The sequence below is a fragment of the Enterovibrio nigricans DSM 22720 genome (genome assembly GCF_900167155.1).
GTDB lineage: Bacteria > Pseudomonadota > Gammaproteobacteria > Enterobacterales > Vibrionaceae > Enterovibrio > Enterovibrio nigricans.
In genome coordinates, this window is sequence record NZ_FUXU01000006.1 from 73,882 (window position 1) to 92,521 (window position 18,640).

General features: G+C 45.9%; 13 protein-coding genes. 3 read left to right on the top strand and 10 right to left on the bottom strand.

Going from position 1 to position 18,640, the window contains the following annotated elements:
• Positions 1 to 118: 118 nt before the first annotated feature.
• Positions 119 to 586: a low molecular weight protein-tyrosine-phosphatase gene (locus tag B5D35_RS03940; protein ID WP_078751294.1), complete on the bottom strand. Its 468-nt coding sequence runs from the start codon at positions 584 to 586 to the stop codon at positions 119 to 121.
• Between the two features lie 217 nt (positions 587 to 803).
• Between B5D35_RS03940 and cobO the strand changes: the two genes are divergently transcribed.
• Complete coding sequence (cobO, locus tag B5D35_RS03945) at positions 804 to 1,394, top strand: cob(I)yrinic acid a,c-diamide adenosyltransferase (RefSeq protein WP_078751295.1); 591 nt, start codon at positions 804 to 806, stop codon at positions 1,392 to 1,394.
• 46 nt (positions 1,395 to 1,440) lie between these two features.
• Here the strand turns inward: cobO and B5D35_RS03950 are convergent, their stop codons facing one another.
• Together B5D35_RS03950 and B5D35_RS03955 are read right to left on the bottom strand one after the other, a co-directional pair.
• Positions 1,441 to 2,469 carry a metal-dependent hydrolase gene (locus B5D35_RS03950; protein ID WP_078751296.1) on the bottom strand — a complete coding sequence of 343 codons (1,029 nt, stop codon included), beginning with the start codon at positions 2,467 to 2,469 and terminating at the stop codon, positions 1,441 to 1,443.
• 2,041 nt (positions 2,470 to 4,510) lie between these two features.
• On the bottom strand, positions 4,511 to 5,569 hold the full coding sequence (locus tag B5D35_RS03955; RefSeq protein ID WP_078751297.1) for a recombinase family protein: 1,059 nt from the start codon (positions 5,567 to 5,569) through the stop codon (positions 4,511 to 4,513).
• A 768-nt stretch (positions 5,570 to 6,337) separates the two neighbouring features.
• Between B5D35_RS03955 and B5D35_RS03960 the strand changes: the two genes are divergently transcribed.
• Entirely contained in the window at positions 6,338 to 6,766 is a 429-nt protein-coding gene (locus B5D35_RS03960; RefSeq protein WP_078751298.1) for a CBS domain-containing protein, read from the top strand.
• Positions 6,767 to 6,826: 60 nt separating this feature from the next.
• Here B5D35_RS03960 and B5D35_RS03965 read toward each other — a convergent pair whose 3' ends face one another.
• The 3 genes from B5D35_RS03965 to apbC form a co-directional block, all read right to left on the bottom strand.
• The gene (locus B5D35_RS03965) at positions 6,827 to 8,986 is read right to left on the bottom strand and encodes an AsmA family protein (protein ID WP_078751299.1); all 2,160 of its coding nucleotides are present in this window, start codon (positions 8,984 to 8,986) and stop codon (positions 6,827 to 6,829) included.
• A gap of 172 nt (positions 8,987 to 9,158) precedes the next feature.
• Complete coding sequence (udk, locus tag B5D35_RS03970) at positions 9,159 to 9,800, bottom strand: uridine kinase (RefSeq protein ID WP_078751300.1); 642 nt, start codon at positions 9,798 to 9,800, stop codon at positions 9,159 to 9,161.
• Between the two features lie 172 nt (positions 9,801 to 9,972).
• Entirely contained in the window at positions 9,973 to 11,064 is a 1,092-nt protein-coding gene (apbC, locus tag B5D35_RS03975; protein ID WP_078751301.1) for an iron-sulfur cluster carrier protein ApbC, read from the bottom strand.
• A 203-nt stretch (positions 11,065 to 11,267) separates the two neighbouring features.
• Between apbC and metG the strand changes: the two genes are divergently transcribed.
• Entirely contained in the window at positions 11,268 to 13,304 is a 2,037-nt protein-coding gene (metG, locus tag B5D35_RS03980) for a methionine--tRNA ligase (protein ID WP_078751302.1), read from the top strand.
• Positions 13,305 to 13,371: 67 nt separating this feature from the next.
• Here the strand turns inward: metG and B5D35_RS03985 are convergent, their stop codons facing one another.
• The 4 genes from B5D35_RS03985 to lolA all read right to left on the bottom strand — a co-directional run bounded on the left by B5D35_RS03985 (position 13,372) and on the right by lolA (position 18,639).
• Positions 13,372 to 14,934, bottom strand: a complete 1,563-nt coding sequence (locus B5D35_RS03985) for a methyl-accepting chemotaxis protein (RefSeq protein WP_078751303.1) — start codon at positions 14,932 to 14,934, stop codon at positions 13,372 to 13,374.
• 295 nt (positions 14,935 to 15,229) lie between these two features.
• The gene (serS, locus tag B5D35_RS03990) at positions 15,230 to 16,516 is read right to left on the bottom strand and encodes a serine--tRNA ligase (protein WP_078751304.1); all 1,287 of its coding nucleotides are present in this window, start codon (positions 16,514 to 16,516) and stop codon (positions 15,230 to 15,232) included.
• Between the two features lie 165 nt (positions 16,517 to 16,681).
• The gene (locus B5D35_RS03995; protein ID WP_078751305.1) at positions 16,682 to 18,016 is read right to left on the bottom strand and encodes a replication-associated recombination protein A; all 1,335 of its coding nucleotides are present in this window, start codon (positions 18,014 to 18,016) and stop codon (positions 16,682 to 16,684) included.
• 26 nt (positions 18,017 to 18,042) lie between these two features.
• On the bottom strand, positions 18,043 to 18,639 hold the full coding sequence (gene lolA, locus B5D35_RS04000; protein WP_078751306.1) for an outer membrane lipoprotein periplasmic chaperone LolA: 597 nt from the start codon (positions 18,637 to 18,639) through the stop codon (positions 18,043 to 18,045).
• Position 18,640: the final 1 nt, after the last annotated feature.

Below are 18,640 nucleotides of genomic sequence, written 5' to 3' on the forward strand. Positions count from 1 at the left end.
AGCAAACTATTTTAAACAAGCGTTATACCGTGAGTTTGCTCAGTGTTTAGCAAATGTAGGGAAGAAAAAATAAAGCCAGCACATTGCTGACTATCAAATAGCAGAGAAATTTGAGCGCTTACTGGCATTTATCCAGAATACTGTCGCTGGCCTCTTCGATTAAATCCAGCACCTGCTCAAAGCCTTGACCACGGCCAAAATACGGATCTGGAATCTCTTCCAGCGTGACATCGCCATGGCTTAAAAACAGTGACACTTTATGTCGGTACTGTTTCGGGCAGTTATCAAGAAGGTCCGCAAGATTGGCTTTATCTGCGGCCAAAATCATATCAAAGTGCTCAAAATCGTCTGATACGACGGGACGAGAATAAATGCCAGAAAAATCATAACCACGCGCTTCTCCGGCAGCGCGACTTCGCGAGTCTGGTTTCGCACCTTCGTGATACCCAATGGTGCCCGCTGAGTCGATAATCACATCAATCCCTCGATCGGCTGCTTTCTGCCTCAGCACCGCCTCACCTGTGGGTGAGCGACAAATGTTACCCATGCAAACCACAAAGATTTTTGTTGCTTTGTGCGTTTTCATAGTGGTCGACGTCCTGTCTTTGAGACTGATTATTCCATGCTGTTACTGCCAATCTATCAGACTGTTTTCTGTAGCACCATGATTTGTCTGATTCCCCGGCGGCTGACGCAAATTTACTTTCGGTTCGCGCTTCCAATAAAAAATGGTTTTGGTATGTTGGTGTCCATTCACGAATACGGCACAAAGGAATCAGCCAGTTGAATTATAGGATTCAAGAATGAGCAACGAACGCTACAAAGCCCGCCAACAAAAAGTCAAAGAGCAAGTAGATGAACGTGTCGCTGTCGCACAAATAGAAAAAGGCCTTTTGTTGGTGATCACAGGCAATGGGAAAGGAAAATCCACATCAGGTTTTGGTGTGATCACTCGTGCTACGGGTCATGGACAAAAATGCGGCGTCGCTCAATTCATTAAAGGCACATGGGAGTGTGGCGAGCGTAACTTACTGCAAAAATGCGGCGTCGAGTTTCATGTTATGGCTACTGGCTTTACATGGGATACACAAGATAAAGACGGCGATACCCGTGCGGCTCAAGAGGTATGGCAAGAATGTAAGCGCATGCTGGCCGACTCTAGCTACGATGTCGTACTACTCGATGAGATGACCTATATGGTGACGTATGGCTATGTTGAGCTTGATGATGTCGTGACTGCGCTGGAAAATCGTCCGAGCGAGCAATCCGTTATCATTACCGGTCGCGCCGCACACCGCACATTGACAGACATGGCAGATACCGTGTCGGAAGTACGAAACGTGAAACACGCTTTCGAAGCAGGTGTGAAAGTTCGCAAAGGCATTGATTGGTAATTCTATAGCAAAAGGAAAGGGCTCTTCTTCAGAGAGCCCTTTATCACTAATCTCGGAAGCAATCATGCTCATTGCAAAGCATGGCATCAATGCTTTGCCAACCGAGAAGTCGCATCCACAATGCGGGAATCTGCCTTGGAAGCACAGGTCCCGGATCGACTTGCTTGGGCTCCACCATTTGCCAGATATTATCTTCACCCATTTCCGCCACGATAAATTTAAACGGTTGGTACATTGCCATACCCAGTCGTAAGTCTGTCACGGTCAGGACATTCCCTTCTTGTTGGTATCGCACAAAACCCTTCGTGAAATATTCGAAATCAACAAGACGTGTCGGATTCACAGGAAAAGGCCACTCACCACGGGCCATCGGCATCCAATCGATATTCGGATCCTCATCCTTCAGAGAAGCTAACCCTTCCCAGTACTTATCTCCATCTAACACGACAATCCGCCAAAGCACCGTATTCAGAGGGGTTGGGGCAACAAATACTGGCTGCCCTTCAAGGTGCGTACCCGCCAGGTTTTCTTCAACACGGTCTTGGATCATCCCCATCGCCACCAGCGACCACCCCAAATACAACGTAGACATCGTAAGACCAATTCCGCAGAGTTTTGCCGCCCTACTACGCCAAATAAATGCGGCTAATACAGGAATGAGCAAGGGGATGGTGTAGAGGGGATCGATAATAAAAATGCTAGATATCGCAACAGGCGGCGTGTTTAAAGGCCAGAATAGCTGCGTGCCATAGGTTGTAAAAGAGTCAAGAATAGGATGTGTCACCAACGCAGCAGTGATGAGCAACCACAGTTGCCAAAGCGGCCAAGATTCCGCGACAAATCGCTTCCAGAGTATGGCCAAAACCGTGGCAAACGGGATCAGAACAAACAAAGAGTGGCTAAAACCTCGGTGCTCAATCATGTTCGAGATTGGATCACCGTAGTCTAAAAATACGTCTAAATCAGGCAGCGTCCCTAACGCAGCACCGGCTAGAAGTATCTTTGGCGAGCAACGTTTGCCCGCAACTAAGCCCGCTACCGCCGCGCCAAGAGCAGCTTGAGAGATCGAATCCATTAACGCTTCCCATGATTACTTATTGTTATTAGCCTAAACGGCCTGAAAATGCAGGCGATTTGGAGATGACTGCAAATGATAGCGTTGCAAACGTTCAGAGTTAAATATTTCGTTACGCACTTTCGCTATCGCCAGCAAGTTTCTGTGTCCTTGATCTCAACATTTCACCCTTACTTTTTGTAGGTTTTAAAGTGAGACGATTAAAGAGGAGAAGACATAGGATGCCAGGAAAAGTATCAGACTACATGACACCAAAAGTTCGCTAACAAAGTTACAGCTTGAAAGGGCTATCACTCACCCGATGAAATCCACCAGCAAGTAAGAGGTTTGTTGTTGAGTTCGTTTGTAAGACAGCAGGAAAGCCAACCTAGAAAGCTAGTGTGTTAGTGGATTGCACCAGTTGAGCGATTACACTAAAAGAAAATACGCTCTGTACGACGATTTGAGACGATGTAGGGATTTAGTAAGGTGATTTATCGTTGTTAGGTGCTAAAACGTCACTGTGAGCTAACGAAACCGTTTGCTGATAGCCTTCTGACCCTTATTTTTAATGAGTTTCACTGACCCAATCAAAAAGACTGCTTTTGCTTTAAGTTGTGGCACTACATGAAAATGACTTCTCACACTGGATAGTTTGAAACATGCACTAGGGTTTACGTGAGGTCATTTGAATGGAGTGTCTAAACTGCGTTGCTGAACCAATCCTAAAAAGTTGATGGTTGTTGGTGATGTTTGTTGTTGTCAGGGAAAAGTATACGTAACTCATGATCTCCAACCCTCAAGGGTAAACATGTGCTGATTCATCACGGCGCTAAAGCACCTATTCATCTAGCACCCTTGACCGTTGAACATCATCGAGTTTTAAAATCATATCCCTGACAAGCAACTAAACTTTCAAAAGTTAACATTGATTAGGTATTGGTGTTTTCATGTCGCTATCTGAAAGGTAACCCCTCAACAATCCAATCACTCAAACCACCAGCACAATGATGACCTCACCCCTTTAGAAAATACCACTGCGTAAGCCTGTAAACTTTGGCCGATTTACGTGCTGGAAGCACGTCCTACAAACATCATCACTAACAAAAGTTATAGTGCTTTAAGTGCTGGTGGTTGTTCCCTCACTCAAACACCCCTTGTTTAGGTCATCCCATCCCCTAATTTTCCAAAGCTGAAACATGCCTAATTCCATCGATGAATCAGTGAGTTACAAAAAGGGATGGGGCAACCAATAGATATGATGATACATCCTTAATTTTAAATTCTCACAAACAGCCTTTTTTCGATTTCTGGCTGTATTTAAGATATTCACCACTTTTAACCACAAATGAGACATTTAAGTGAGTAACACCTTTCAATCCGACTTAACCAATTCGGCAAACCCATCTCAGGCAATCCAAATCTATGAGGCATTGTGTGGATTTGGTAAAACGTCAGCTATGGTTAAATGGCTATTCAAAGAACAGCAAGCTAACCCTAAACTAACGATTGTTGCATCACCGACTAAACACCTTTCACGGTCAACCTATTCTAATTTTGTTAACCAGTATTCTGAGTGCGACGATGACATAGACGCTCATGTAAGAATCATTGATGTGAACCATGTTCCTCATGTTGAAACTGCACTAGCTGAAATTGACCAAATCCATAGGGACGGTAATTTTGATGGTGTTGTATTCATCACTCATGCAACCTTGTTTAAGGATTCATTAGCAGCATTCCTTTCACGTTCCCATGTAATCATTGATGAAACCCCGTCTAAATCAATCAACATGATCCAACTGTCAGTTTCACAAGCTAACATAGCTAAAGTTCGTCGTTTCTGTAACTTTCAAACCCTGACCTACGGCAACAAACGAAAGGAGTGTGAACGGGTAACACTCAAGAAAGATGTAGACACTAGATTCAAGGTTGAGGCCATTATCATCAACCATGAACTAGCAAAGGATGAAACCAACTCGGACAAATACATTGAGCTGTTACGTTTCCTTTTAGACGAGCATTCAATTACCTATTATAGCAATGGTGAGTCACACATCTTTCAAGCTGTTAACTCAGACAACAAGCAAACCACATTCTTACATGGGTTTTTACGGTCACTTGAACCACGATACTTTAAGATCTCTTTACCATCACTCACCGTTGTAACCATAGGAGATCCACAGCTACGACAATATGATTTCTTGAACCCAGTGAATACAGAAATTAAACCCTCTGTTCGTGTTCGCGCTTTAAAATTCTCTGTCCTGATCTGAACCAATTGGTAAAACGTAGCCTCATCAATCAAAGGAGGGACATGATTAGATAGTGTGTGCTGCTTTCCACGAACCGTGATGTTGAATTCACCATACAAAGCCTTTCTGGTGTGAATCCGTCGTAACATCATTTCACCCCAATCAAGTTTAGGATGATGGACAACAAGCCAATCCTGAATACCTCTCACTGGTGAACCTGAAAGCATCATATTGATGACTGTTTTCATCACCGTTGCTTTGTACGGGTTAAGGCTGATTTCACCCGTTTCTGTGTTTGTGTCGATGTAACTCGGGTAACGTCCTGACGGAATAGCCAAAGGTAAACCGTTCACACCTTTCACACCGTCATGGTGGTTTTGAATTCTGACTAGGTTTGCTTTTGTCACTCGTTCACTCTTTGCCTGTGATTCACCGTTAGCACGTGAAAGGCTAATCAGTGCCATCATTAAATTCGTCATCAGGCTTGGATCATGCTTATCAAAAATCCGTTTTTCTTGAGTGATGTAAATTCGACATTTGTCGATGATTCCCGTCAGTGTGTGAACTGCTGTGTTGATGTCCTCACGTGACAAGCGATCCAAGTTACTCAACACCAATACAGAATCAGGTGAGGCTATCCCACTATCTAGCAGTTCGATGATTCTAGAGAATCTAGGACGTTCACTAGCATTGATTTTGAAAGCACTGACAGCAAGATCTGAAAAGGTTTCATGATATGGGGTTAACTCGTATTCGTTACAAAGGAAATCCCTTTCATCGTCTGATAGTTGCTGACCTTTTAAACCGGTTTTGTCGATCTGCTTTGACGTTGAAACTCGGCTGTATTCGATTAGATAGTTGTTCATGCTTTAGTGAATTACTTTTGCAAGCGTTAGCTTTCGTCGTAGTTCCCGTAACTCAACTGGTAAATCACGATTAGGCTGCAACCCTGCTTTGAATAGGATTTCCTTACACACATATGTTTGCTTTGGTGAAAGACGACTAAAGCCACCACATGACACCAGAAACCTGAGATCACTAGCTGTCAGTTTCTTATCAAAGTACGACTTAAACGCTGGATGTGTAGCAATATTGATTAGGTGACCGATTGATCGTTTATATCGATCTTGCTGGTCATCAGGGCGTTTAAACCATGTTCTTCCTACTTGTCTCACTGGTTAACCTTAATGGTTTGGTTCGTTTGCAGGGGAATCTATTCAAATTCACATATGTGAACAAATCGAAAGGTTCATGGTGACGATCAAGGAAATCGATTCATTAAGAACATGCATTGAGTGCATGTGGATTTTTAAGCCATGCATCAAGTGCATGTTGATCAATCGGTGAGTGATGACATTTTTGCATATCCATTGGTTATGTCATGCATGTTGGTCATTTTGTTGATTAGTTTTTGATAGGGTTTGATTGATATGCGTTCGAAGCATGTAGATCATTTGAATACATGCATGTTGTGCATGTTGTGCATGTAAGTCATGTAAAAATGTCATTGGATTAAGCTATTGACAGAGTGCAAAATTTTTTCGATTCATCAATCATCTCCAAATTTTCAGTCTTGAGCTAGGATTCTCTACCGCTCTTGCTTCTAACACTCTCCAAACACCCCAGCTTTTAAAATGGTTTTAGGCACACGAAAGCTCATCACCATTACGCCTCAGATGGGCGTAAGAGAAGCCTACTTTTTGATGAGGGATGAAGACATTCGACATTTGCCCGTTGTTGAAGAAGACCAACTGGTAGGCATTATCAGTGATCGACAATTACGACGGCCGAATTGGGCTGATGAAGCTCCCGATATTGAGCACCCCTATCTCCTTTCCGACGACTTAACCGTTGGTGATGTCATGGAGAAAGATGTTGTTACTTGCCGCACCTATGAAACCTTATCTAAAGCAAACAAAACCATCATGAACCACAACGTAGGTGCACTCCCCGTGCTCGATAAAACCGATGCCCTGGTCGGTATTCTCTCTGCGGTAGATTTATTGGCGGCGTTACAAGATTTATTAAAGTACCAGAAATCCAAGAAGAAAGTACGCGCGTAATAAGCAAAAGAAATCCACCTTAGGGTGGATTTCTTTTTGTTTTGTTTTTGTTTGAAAAACTTAGTTAAACAAACCTTTCAACAACTTATCCGTGACTTGTTTAACTTTGTCATCGTCAGCTTTATCACCCAACAGTTTCTTCAAACCTCGCTCCGCTTCCTTACGGGCTTTTGTTTCTAGTACTTTGTTGCTCGACAACAGTGCCTTCACATCAAGTTTGTACCCTGGAGCCTGCCAAGTACCGTTTATCTTCACTGGAATAGTGAGGTCTTTTAACTCATCGATATCTTTGCCGCCCTGCCCTTTACTAGTGCCAACCACGGACACAAACACATCGAAGTCCAAAGTTTCGTTGAGCAGGTTTGTTTGGCCTTCGCTGTGGACACGCAGCGCCGGCGCTTCAACTTTCAGATTACGCGTAGACGCGATACCTTTGCCCAAATTGAAGGTTGCGCTCATGCCACTAAAGTCGGTTTTTCTTGCTTCATCAACGTACTCTGCACGTTTACCTTTCAAGGTTGCTTTCGCTTCACGGATCATTTCTGGAATATTGATGCCATTAATCGCACCATCCACAAAATTGATACCGACAGTGCCAGTAATGCCACTGCGCAAGCGTTTTTCTGAAAGACCCACACCGCTGACATTCACATCAATATTGCCTTTACCCGAGAGCATATCTTGCCCCGCAGCAGCGACCAACAACAGCTGAACATTCACATTTTTCATGCCCTTGGTGACCTGATAGCGCGCAGGAGAAACCGATGCGTCTAAGCTACCTTTCGCAGCAATCGTGCCGCCATACAAATTTGCATCGAACTGATTGATCGCGACTTTACCGCGATTAACCGCAAAGTTTGCCATCACATCCGTCACTTGAACATTGCTGGCAATAAAGTCATCGATAGTGATCACGCCGGCGATATCCAGTGCTTTAAGCGCAGACAAATCAGGCTCTACATCGCTCAGCGGCTGCTTCTTCGCTGGCGGCGTAGAAGGTGTCGCCGGCTCTCCCGCACTTTCGCTGTTCCCTGCTGGCTTATCTCCTTGTGTAGAAGAATTAGGGTTGCCCAAGAACGCATCCACATTGATTTTTGAACTGTGGACATCAAAACGCACCGCAGGAATATCCGCCAGCACCACATTTGCCTCACCGTCGACTGTCAGCTCATCCACCGAGGCTTTCATATTCGTCAGTGATGCTTTCTGTGCATTGTTGTCAAACTCAACGTCACCGTTGAATCCGATCATCATTTCTGGTCGAGGTAAGCCTTCACCTGAAATCTGGCTATTTAACTCAAAATTCGTCGCCGTGATCAGTGAAATAGCTTCATTGACATTCAAAGACGTTTTGCCTTTAGCATCAAACGTCATGTCATTCGCATTACCTTTTGCTTCAAAGCTCAGGGCCATTGGCACGCCTAAGCCTAATTGATCGACATTTAGGCTAACGTTTTCCAATTTCATTTGAGCATCTGATGCACTGGCAGAGAGCGCAAGCTTACGCAATTGAGACTTCATGATGTCTTTTTCAATCATGGCTTCTGCACTGCCCTTGGCATTAAACGCCAGCGCATTTTGCTTACCGGTCACATCAAAATCGATAGGTACCCAAACGCCCGTTTCCAGTTTACCGATATTCAGGTTAAGTGAGCTGATCTCACTCTTTGTGTGTGCTTTGTCATCACGTACCGTTGCGCTGGCATCAACAACGTCCAATCCACCGATGGTAATTATCCATGCAGCGGCAGGCTTGGTATCTGCGGATGCTGTTTCGGCTGTAGCAGGCGAAGTTTCACCTGATTTCGATTCTTCGGCTGGCACTGTCTCACCTGACAAGCCATCTAAATTGCTGGTCCCGTTTGGCAGGGTTTGAATAAAGACATGTGCGCCGTACAAGCTCACCATGCCGATATCCAACTGATCAGAAAGAAGCGGCATCACAGCAACCGACATTTCCGCCTTGTCGAGTTTCAACATGTCGGGTTCGGCGAATCTTTTCGGGTTTTTAAACGCCAGCTTTTCTACCGATAAACCTAAGCTCGGCCAAAAATGCCAACTGATATCGCCATCAATGACCAATTCTCGCCCTGTCGCTTTTTTCACTTCATCAGCAATCAGCGGCTTAAAGTCATTCGGGTTGATGACGGCGACAAGAACGCCAATGGCGATAACAACCAGTAGCACCAAGCCAAGTAGGACATAAAGAAGCTTTTTCATGTTGGTAATCAGTTCCTTATCTAGGGCGAGTAGGTATTCGACTATTTTATCGAATTACGAATACAATTATTGCCGAGGCGTATCCAATATCAAAGAATACTGCTCGGGTAAATAAAGTCACATTATTGATAAAATGACATAAAAAAAGCCGGACTCAAGTCCGGCTTTTTTCTTATGCTTTCAGCAGTTTGGCAATATGTGCTTTTAACACATCAATCGCAATTCGGTTTTTACCGCCACGTGGGACGATGATGTCTGCATATTGTTTTGACGGTTCAATGAACTGCATGAACATTGGACGTACCGTTTTCTGATACTGTTCCAGCACGGATTCCATCGTACGACCACGCTCTGCAACGTCGCGTTTAACACGGCGCAAAAGACAGATATCCAAAGGAGTGTCCATGAAAATGCTGGCGTGCATGATGTCACGTAGGCGAGGATCAGTCAGAAGCAGAATACCTTCTAAAATGATCACTTTCTTCGGCGTCAATGTCGAGGTCGCTTCCAAACGGGTATGTTCTGAGTAGCTGTACTGAGGTACTTCTACTGATTTGCCTTCCATTAGCTCGTTGAGGTGCTTACACAGCAGATCGTGGTCAAGCGCTTGCGGGTGATCGTAATTCGTCTTGACGCGGTCTTCCATACTGAGGTGACCTTGGTCGCGATAGTAGCGGTCTTCCGTGATAACACCGATCTGGTGATCGCCCACTTTTTCTTTTAGTTCTTGATAGATTGTACTGGCGATCAAACTTTTACCGGATGCAGACGCTCCTGCAATACCGATAATGACACATTGGTTGTTGTCACTCATAAATGAATACCCGGGAATATGGCGAGAAATAAACCGCCTGATTATAGGGAGTTGAACTCGCGCTTTCTATCTAAATTTGTGATGAAAGTCTCAAATAGCGGTGAGATGCTGAAAGTTTCATCACTTTGATTGCGCATTGTCCAACCCTATATGGATATTAAAGATAAGCGCATCAGCTCACTGTCGTGATCGCGATAGACTCCGCAGCGACATCTCCGCGCCAGTACAATTGACTAGCAACATTCAAAGCGACTTGCGTATAAATGCGCGCGAATTCACTGTCTGACGCAGATTCCATTGTCGGCTTGCCTGCATCAATATCCTCTCGGATCTGAATATGCAAAGGCACTTGACCAAGCAGCGACAGCCCAAATTGCTCAGACATTTTCACCGCCCCGCCGTGACCAAAAATCGCTTCATGATGACCACATTGACTGCAGATATGGTAGCTCATGTTTTCCACAACCCCGAGTACCGGGACCGCGACTTTTTCAAACATTGCGACGCCCTTAATAGCATCCGCTAGCGCAAGGTCTTGAGGTGTTGTTACGACAATGGCTGCCGTCACCGGAAATTGCTGCGCAAGACTTAGCTGAATATCACCTGTACCCGGTGGCATATCGACAATCAAATAATCAATATCTGGCCATCGTGTTTCATTCACGAGTTGCGCGAAGGCTTTTGATGCCATTGGCCCCCGCCACACCATGGCATTTTCGTCAGGCACTAAATATCCAATGGAATTACTGTACAAACCGTGCGCTTCGATAGGCTCCATCAATTTTCCATCAAGGGTGATGGGCTGCTTACCCTTAGTGCCGAGCATAATCGGTAAGGACGGACCATAAATATCCGCATCAAGAATACCTACCTTTGCACCCTGCGCTTTTAAAGCAAGTGCAAGATTGACCGATGTTGTTGACTTGCCTACACCGCCTTTTGCTGAACTGACAACCAGAAGGTTCTTCACACCTTTCAGCAAGGCTTTGTCACCCGCTTTTATTGGTGCAACACGGGACGTAATAGCGATATCAGGAATGACCTCTCCCGCTTCTTGTTTCGCACTCAACCAGGCTGTGAGTGCTTGAATAACAGCATTTGCCGCAAAAGGGAACGTCACAGAGATGTCCCCCTTCTTCGATTGTGTCACCAAACCTTTATGGCTTGCCCAATCAGAGACCAAGGTGAAATGCTCAAATTGATTAAGAAGTGAAATAACGTCGTTTAAATCTTTGGGCTGGGTTTTATCTCGTCCAAAAAACATAGTAGGAAAGCTCTCCGGCATGGATTTGCAAAACTCCTTTTAGCCTAATGAATTTTCCGGTGATTCACACGGTTTTCGACCCTAAATATGAAATGCAATGATGAAAGGTGAATAACATCGTGAAAGCTAGGCTTTCCAACGCGTATCAGGTAAGATTTGCGGCATTCATCCGATTCATTTGTCAAAAGCGAACATTCTAAATTATGGCTGCAAACCAACGTAAAATTCTGGTTACCTGTGCCCTGCCTTACGCGAATGGCTCAATCCATTTGGGTCATATGCTAGAGCATATTCAGGCAGACGTATGGGTGCGTTATCAGCGCCTGCGTGGCAACACTGTAAACTTCATCTGTGCAGACGATGCGCACGGTACCCCTATCATGCTGAAAGCTCAGCAACTGGGTATTGAACCTGAAGCCATGATCGCCGAGATGCAAAAAGAGCACGAAGCAGATTTTGCAGGCTTTGACATCAGTTTTGATAACTATCACAGCACTCACAGCGATGAGAACCGTGAACTGGCATCATTTATCTACACGCAGTTGAAAAACAATGGCTTCATTAATAGCCGTACCATTTTTCAGCTGTTTGACCCAGAAAAAGAGATGTTCCTGCCAGACCGTTTCGTTAAAGGCACGTGCCCGAAATGTAAAGCAGAAGACCAATACGGCGACAACTGCGACAATTGCGGTGAAACCTACAGCCCAACCGACCTGATCAACCCTAAATCAGCGGTTAGCGGCGCAACACCCGTCATGAAAGATTCCGTTCACTTCTTCTTCGACCTGCCACAGTTTGGTGACATGCTGCAAGCGTGGACCAAATCGGGTGCACTGCAAGAAGAAACCGCCAACAAGATGGCTGAATGGTTTGAGTCAGGTCTGCAACAGTGGGACATTTCTCGTGACGCACCGTACTTCGGTTTCGAAATCCCTGGTGAAACAGGTAAATACTTCTATGTTTGGCTCGATGCGCCTATCGGCTACATGGGTTCATTCAAAAACTACTGTGACAAAAATGGCACTGTAGACTTTGACGAATACTGGAAAAAAGACAGCGATACCGAGCTATACCACTTTATTGGTAAAGATATCGTGTACTTCCACAGCTTGTTCTGGCCTGCAATGCTAGAAGGTGCTGGTTTCCGTAAGCCAACAAATGTTTTCGTTCACGGTTATGTCACCGTTAACGGCGCGAAAATGTCTAAATCTAAAGGTACGTTCGTCAAAGCAAGCACGTACCTTAAGCACCTAGACCCTGAGTGTTTGCGCTACTACTATACAGCGAAGCTGAACAATCGCATTGACGATCTCGACCTGAATCTGGATGACTTCGTTCAGCGTGTGAATTCAGACATCGTGAACAAAGTCGTTAACTTGGCGTCTCGAAATGCTGGCTTCATCGCCAAACGTTTTGACGGCATGTTGGCTGCTGAATGTGCAGAGCCTGCTCTATACGCAGAGTTTGCTGATGCGGCAGAACGTATTGGTGATCTGTACGAGAAGCGCGAATACAGCCGTGCTATCCGCGAAATCATGGCACTGGCTGACAAAGCAAACCAGTACGTTGATGAAAAAGCGCCGTGGGTTGTTGCGAAAGAAGAAGGCAAAGACGCAGAGCTTCAAGCAATCTGTACCATGGGCATCAACTTGTTCCGTGTACTCATGGCTTACCTGAAACCTGTTATGCCTGAACTGACAGCTCGCTCAGAAGCATTCCTGAACGAAACACTTACGTGGGAAGGTATTGCGCAACCGCTGACTTCACACAAAGTGAGCGCTTTCAAAGCCCTGTTCAGCCGTATCGATCCGAAGCACGTTGAGGCGATGGTTGAAGCATCGAAAGAAGATGCAGCTGCAGAAAAAGCAGTAGCGGAAAAAGCGAAAGGCCCGTTGGCAGACGAGCCAATTGCAGCAGAAATCGAATTCGATGACTTTGCAAAAGTAGACCTACGCATCGCAAAAATCATCTCATGCGAGTCTGTGCCTAAAGCCGACAAGCTGCTGAAGTTCCAACTGGATATCGGCGGTGAAACCCGTCAAGTATTCTCGGGGATTAAGTCTGCTTACAATCCAGAAGATTTGATTGGTAAGTACACAGTGGTCGTTGCAAACCTGAAGCCACGTAAGATGAAGTTCGGTATGTCTGAAGGTATGATTCTAGCCGCAGGCCCAGGTGGTAAAGACCTGTGGTTGTTGGAACCGCACGAAGGTGCGCAACCCGGCATGCGCGTGATGTAATCTAGCGATACCTCGCTAACAAAAAAGGCCAGCAATGCTGGCCTTTTTAATTTAACACTCACGCATATCAGCCTGTTCGGCGGAATTGCTTTACCAATCTTTTTTGCTCTTCCAATGCGGAATAAAGCTTCTCAGCTTCCGTCACCGACTCACGTGCAATGTTGATGGTTTGCTGCGACAACTCAGACACCGACTGAATATTACCGTTCATCTCGTTCGACACTGCGGCTTGCTCTTGGACTGCCGTAGCAATTTGATGATTCCGATCATTGATATCCGTCACCAACTCCTGAGAACGGCGCAATACGTCACCCGCTTGCTCTGCACTGGTCACACACTCTTCAGACAAGGAGGTTCCTCTAGCCATGGCATCCACGGCTTGCTGTGTACCGTTCTGAATTTGAGAAATCACATCTTGAATCTCAGAAGTAGACTCTTGCGTGCGTTGAGCGAGTGCTCGAACTTCGTCTGCGACAACGGCAAAACCTCGACCTTGCTCACCCGCGCGGGCTGCCTCTATCGCGGCGTTCAGTGCGAGTAAGTTCGTTTGCTCGGCAATACCTTGAATGACATCAGATACCGCACCAATGCGCTTACCATGTTCTTCCAGTTCAGAAATCACACTGGACGCATCGCTAAGCTGCTTCGCGAGGTTTTGAATTGCGTCCACCGTTTTTCCTACGGTTTCCATCCCCGCCAAGGTGGCATCTTGTGCCTCTGTCGCCGCATCAGATGCACCTTGAGTGTTACCGGACATATCATTGGCTGTCGCTGACATTTCATTAATAGCGGCTGCTATCTGATCAGTTTCTGCATTCTGGCGGTCGAGGTTCCCAGATGTTCTCTGCCCATTCTCTTTCGCGACGCTTGCAGCGGCGAGCACTTGGTCACTGCCATCCATGATTCGACCAACCACAGCATTCAATTCTGCGGCACACATCTTCAACGCAAGCTCAATTTCAGACACATCATCAATCGAGCCATTGTAGATATATTCCATCAACGGATTATCATACGCCTCTCTTGCCAATGTAGTGACTCTCTCAAGACGACGCGTCATCATGAATATAGCAACCACAGACCATAACAATTGAATAGCAACGGATGCTGCAAAACCGACAAAGAAACCTGCCGCTCCTGCGAGAATAGCACCGGGTATAAACCACATTAATGCACGTTGCCAAAGACGAGTGCGAGGCATTTTTAAGGCAGAAGGTGTCTTACCTGCCAATAATAGTGGATACACTTTCTCCGCACGTTCTACCGCCTTTCTCTCCGGTACCATACGAACAGACTGATACTCGACGATCTGGCCGTTTTGCTTTATTGGAGAAGCAAATGCGTTTACCCAATAGTGATCACCATTTTTGGTACGGTTCTTCACCAAACCCATCCACGAACGACCATTTTTGATGTACTCCCATAGATTCTCGAAAGCGGCGGGAGGCATAGATGGATGGCGCACCATATTGTGTGGTTGTCCTACCAACTCTTCTCGCGTGTATCCAGCGACTTCGCAGAATTCATCACTTTCATATTTGATGATACCGCGCGTGTCAGTGGTAGAGAGTAAGTTGTAATCAGCAGGAAACCTAAATTCCTTCTCTGTGACAGGATTATTGACTCGCATACGACACTACCCTTCGGTTAATAAGACAGTATTCTAATAAGTAATACTAGACGAATAATTCAGAAGAAATTGACAAGATGCTTTTTAATTAGTGACTTAGGCACCATATACAATAAATGATGCGATTTATCAGTGAGATAGATAGCTTGGAATTAAACCGCTTTAATGTGCTGTATCCCAACATCTTGATCCGGTAAACCACTGACTTTTTCAGCAGAACTAAAGAAAGAGAACGTGCGTAAAATCCATAAAAAAAGCCGGCTTAAAAGCCGGCTTTTTGCAAATCTATTTGACATTAGCCAATGTGGGTCAAACCACCCATGTATGGACGCAGCACTTCTGGCACTTCAATTTGGCCATCAGCCTGCTGGTAGTTTTCCATGATAGCAACCATGGTACGACCAACTGCAAGACCAGAACCGTTCAATGTGTGCAGAAGCTCTGGCTTTTTCTCGCCTTTACGACGGAAGCGAGCTTGCATACGACGCGCTTGGAAATCAGTCATATTTGAACATGAAGAGATTTCACGGTAAGTGTTCTGTGCAGGAACCCAAACTTCCAAATCGTAAGTCTTCGCAGAACCGAAACCCATGTCACCTGTACACAGGATAACTTTACGGTAAGGCAGGTTAAGCAGTTGCAGAACTTTCTCAGCGTGGCCTGTTAGTTCTTCCAGTGCCGCCATTGAGTCTTCTGGCTTAACGATTTGTACCAGCTCAACTTTGTCGAATTGGTGCATACGAATCAAACCGCGAGTATCACGACCGTAAGAGCCTGCTTCTGAACGGAAACAAGGTGTATGTGCAGTCATGCGAATTGGCAGGTCTGCTTCATCAATGATTTCGTCACGAACCAAGTTGGTCAGAGGAACTTCTGCCGTTGGGATCAGTGACATGCCTACGCCTTCTTCAGTCGCAGGTTTGGTGTGGAACAGGTCTTCACCAAATTTAGGCAGCTGACCAGTACCGAACAGGCTGTCTGCGTTAACCAGGTACGGTACATACATTTCTGTGTAGCCGTGCTCTGTGGTGTGCAGGTCCAACATGAACTGAGCGATTGCACGGTGCAGACGCGCCATTTGGCCTTTCATCACGATGAAGCGTGAACCAGATAGCTTAACGGCACTTGCGAAATCCAGACCGCCAGACATTTCGCCCAGATCAACGTGGTCTTTCACTTCGAAATCGTAAGACTTAGGCTCACCCCAAACGGTGATTTCAACGTTCTCTGACTCGTCTTTACCTACTGGCACAGCGTCGTCAGCGATGTTTGGCACACCCATGATGACATCGTTCAGTTGGTCTTGCAGTTCAGCCAGATCTGCTTTTGCTTTGTTCAGCTCGTCACCCAGATTGTCTACTGCTGCCAGTAGTGGCTGGATGTCTTCACCTTTTGCCTTCGCTTGACCGATGGACTTGGAACGCGCGTTACGCTCAGCTTGCAGCTCTTCAGTACGAACTTGCAGCGATTTGCGCTTTTCTTCCAGGTTACGGAGAGTGTCAACGTCAAGCTTGAAGCCACGACGTGCCAGTTTTTCAGCTGTATCGTCCAGCTCGGTACGAAGTAGTTTTGAATCCAGCATGTTAATCCTGTGAATCGTTAAACAGTGCCTGAAAAAAGTTGACGTTGCCACGCACTATTATGACAACGTCAATAAGACTGGTTTGCCCAAGGAATACCGTTCAATGTATTACCGAATTAGAGGGCTTTTATGGGTTTAAACAATACCCAAAATGCCCTCTATTTCCTAGCGTTTTTGCGGGCTATTTGCGTCTAACTGTTCAAGAAATGCCAACTTCTCAGCGATTTTGATTTCCATGCCTCGATTTACAGGATGGTAGTAGCGCGTTCCCTTCATTTCAGTTGGGAAATAGCTTTCTCCTGCTGCGTAAGCGTTTGGCTCATCATGGGCGTAACGATAGCCATCTCCATATCCCATTTCTTTCATTAGTGTCGTAGGCGCATTGCGAAGATGATTGGGCACTTCATAGTCAGGGTGCATGCGTGCGTCAGACAGTGCTTGTTTCCAAGCGGTATAGACCGAATTGCTTTTAGCTGCGCACGCCATGTAAACGGCCGCTTGTGCTATCGCGCGTTCGCCTTCAGCAGGCCCAACACGTGTGAAACAATCCCATGCATTAATGGCAATTTCCATGGCACGAGGGTCTGCATTGCCAATGTCTTCCGATGCAATTGCAAGCAAGCGACGAGCAACATAGAGTGGATCTCCTCCCGCAGTAATGATCCTTGCATACCAATACAAGGCCGCATCCGGATCTGAGCCACGGACCGACTTATGAAATGCCGAGATCAAGTCGTACCAAAGGTCACCTTTGTTATCAAAGCGCGCGATCTTTTCACCTGCAACTTCCGCAAGAAGCTCTAGCGTGATGCGCTTTTGACCTTTACTGTCAGCCTCTGCCATGTCGCTAAGAAGCTCTAGGTAGTTGAGCGTCATACGTGCATCACCGGAGGTGAAATTGGCGAGCTGTTCTTTTACGTTCTCGTCAAAGCAGAGTGCTTCGCTGCCAAGTCCGCGTACTTTGTCTGACAGTGCCTGTTCGATAACGTCGAGGACATCATCACTGTCCAGCGATTTAAGTTTATAAACACGTGCGCGTGACAACAATGCGTTGTTCAGCTCAAAAGACGGATTTTCAGTTGTCGCACCAATAAACGTAATGGTGCCGTTTTCGATATGAGGAAGAAACGCATCTTGCTGACTTTTATTAAAGCGATGCACTTCGTCTACAAACAAAATGGTGCGCCGGCCTACAAGTTGGTTTTCTTTGGCTTTGTCTATCGCCAGTCGAATGTCTTTCACACCTGAAGTGACCGCAGACACGCGCTCTATTTCTGCGTTGGCATAACCCGCAGCCACTTCTGCCAGCGTGGTTTTTCCCGTACCAGGTGGCCCCCACAAGATCATCGAATGTAAGTGACCACTTTCTAGCGCTCGTCGAAGAGGCTTACCTTCAGACAATAGGTGCTTCTGGCCAATATACTCGGCCAGATTTGTGGGGCGCATACGCGCCGCAAGGGGACGAAAATCGTCTGCGAAATCCAGACTTAAATTACTCACGCCTGTTACTCACGATAGGGTCTCTACTACTGTCGCTGATCATCCAGCTCTACACCTTTTGGAACAGTAAAGCTGAAAAGCGAAGAGCTTGGCGACACATTCTTGACATTTTCCAGCGCAAACTTACTGGTTTGGCCATCCTGCTCAACCACTGAGAATTGTGTAATTCGACCGTTAGGCTCAACACTCACCACAAATTCACCTAAGCTAGACGCTTTTTTAGGAGAGAGTGTGAAAGTGTTTCCATTTTGTGCAACATCGTAGTTATTCCAATCCTTCGGATCGTTACGCGTTAAAAGCACAAATGGAGTTTGCGATGTGGCATCGTCCAGCCACATCGCGGTGACTTGCTCTATAAACGGGCTGTAGTACCACAGTGTTTTGCCGTCAGAAATGAGGGTGTTTTCATCCGGTGTAACGGTTTCCCAATTGAACAGGTTTGGGCGTTTCATCGCAAGCGTCCCTTCCCCCTCACTGATCACCTCACCTTCAGGGCTTGTGACTACTTGATCAAACTCTGCGGTAAAGCTGTTTAGTTTGGCAAGACGGGTATTCAGTTCTTGTTGCGGTGAAGCAAACACGGCGGGAGCCACCAACAACAAGGATAACAACACTTTTTTCATT

Excerpts from the sequence above, each read along its gene's own strand:
- B5D35_RS03960 (WP_078751298.1), top strand. The coding sequence starts at position 6,338 with ATGGTTTTAGGCACACGAAAGCTCATCACCATTACGCCTCAGATGGGC.
- metG (WP_078751302.1), top strand. The coding sequence starts at position 11,268 with ATGGCTGCAAACCAACGTAAAATTCTGGTTACCTGTGCCCTGCCTTAC.
- apbC (WP_078751301.1), bottom strand. The coding sequence starts at position 11,064 with ATGTTTTTTGGACGAGATAAAACCCAGCCCAAAGATTTAAACGACGTT.
- cobO (WP_078751295.1), top strand. The coding sequence starts at position 804 with ATGAGCAACGAACGCTACAAAGCCCGCCAACAAAAAGTCAAAGAGCAA.
- serS (WP_078751304.1), bottom strand. The coding sequence starts at position 16,516 with ATGCTGGATTCAAAACTACTTCGTACCGAGCTGGACGATACAGCTGAA.
- lolA (WP_078751306.1), bottom strand. The coding sequence starts at position 18,639 with ATGAAAAAAGTGTTGTTATCCTTGTTGTTGGTGGCTCCCGCCGTGTTT.
- B5D35_RS03950 (WP_078751296.1), bottom strand. The coding sequence starts at position 2,469 with ATGGATTCGATCTCTCAAGCTGCTCTTGGCGCGGCGGTAGCGGGCTTA.
- B5D35_RS03965 (WP_078751299.1), bottom strand. The coding sequence starts at position 8,986 with ATGAAAAAGCTTCTTTATGTCCTACTTGGCTTGGTGCTACTGGTTGTT.
- B5D35_RS03940 (WP_078751294.1), bottom strand. The coding sequence starts at position 586 with ATGAAAACGCACAAAGCAACAAAAATCTTTGTGGTTTGCATGGGTAAC.
- udk (WP_078751300.1), bottom strand. The coding sequence starts at position 9,800 with ATGAGTGACAACAACCAATGTGTCATTATCGGTATTGCAGGAGCGTCT.
- B5D35_RS03985 (WP_078751303.1), bottom strand. The coding sequence starts at position 14,934 with ATGCGAGTCAATAATCCTGTCACAGAGAAGGAATTTAGGTTTCCTGCT.
- B5D35_RS03955 (WP_078751297.1), bottom strand. The coding sequence starts at position 5,569 with ATGAACAACTATCTAATCGAATACAGCCGAGTTTCAACGTCAAAGCAG.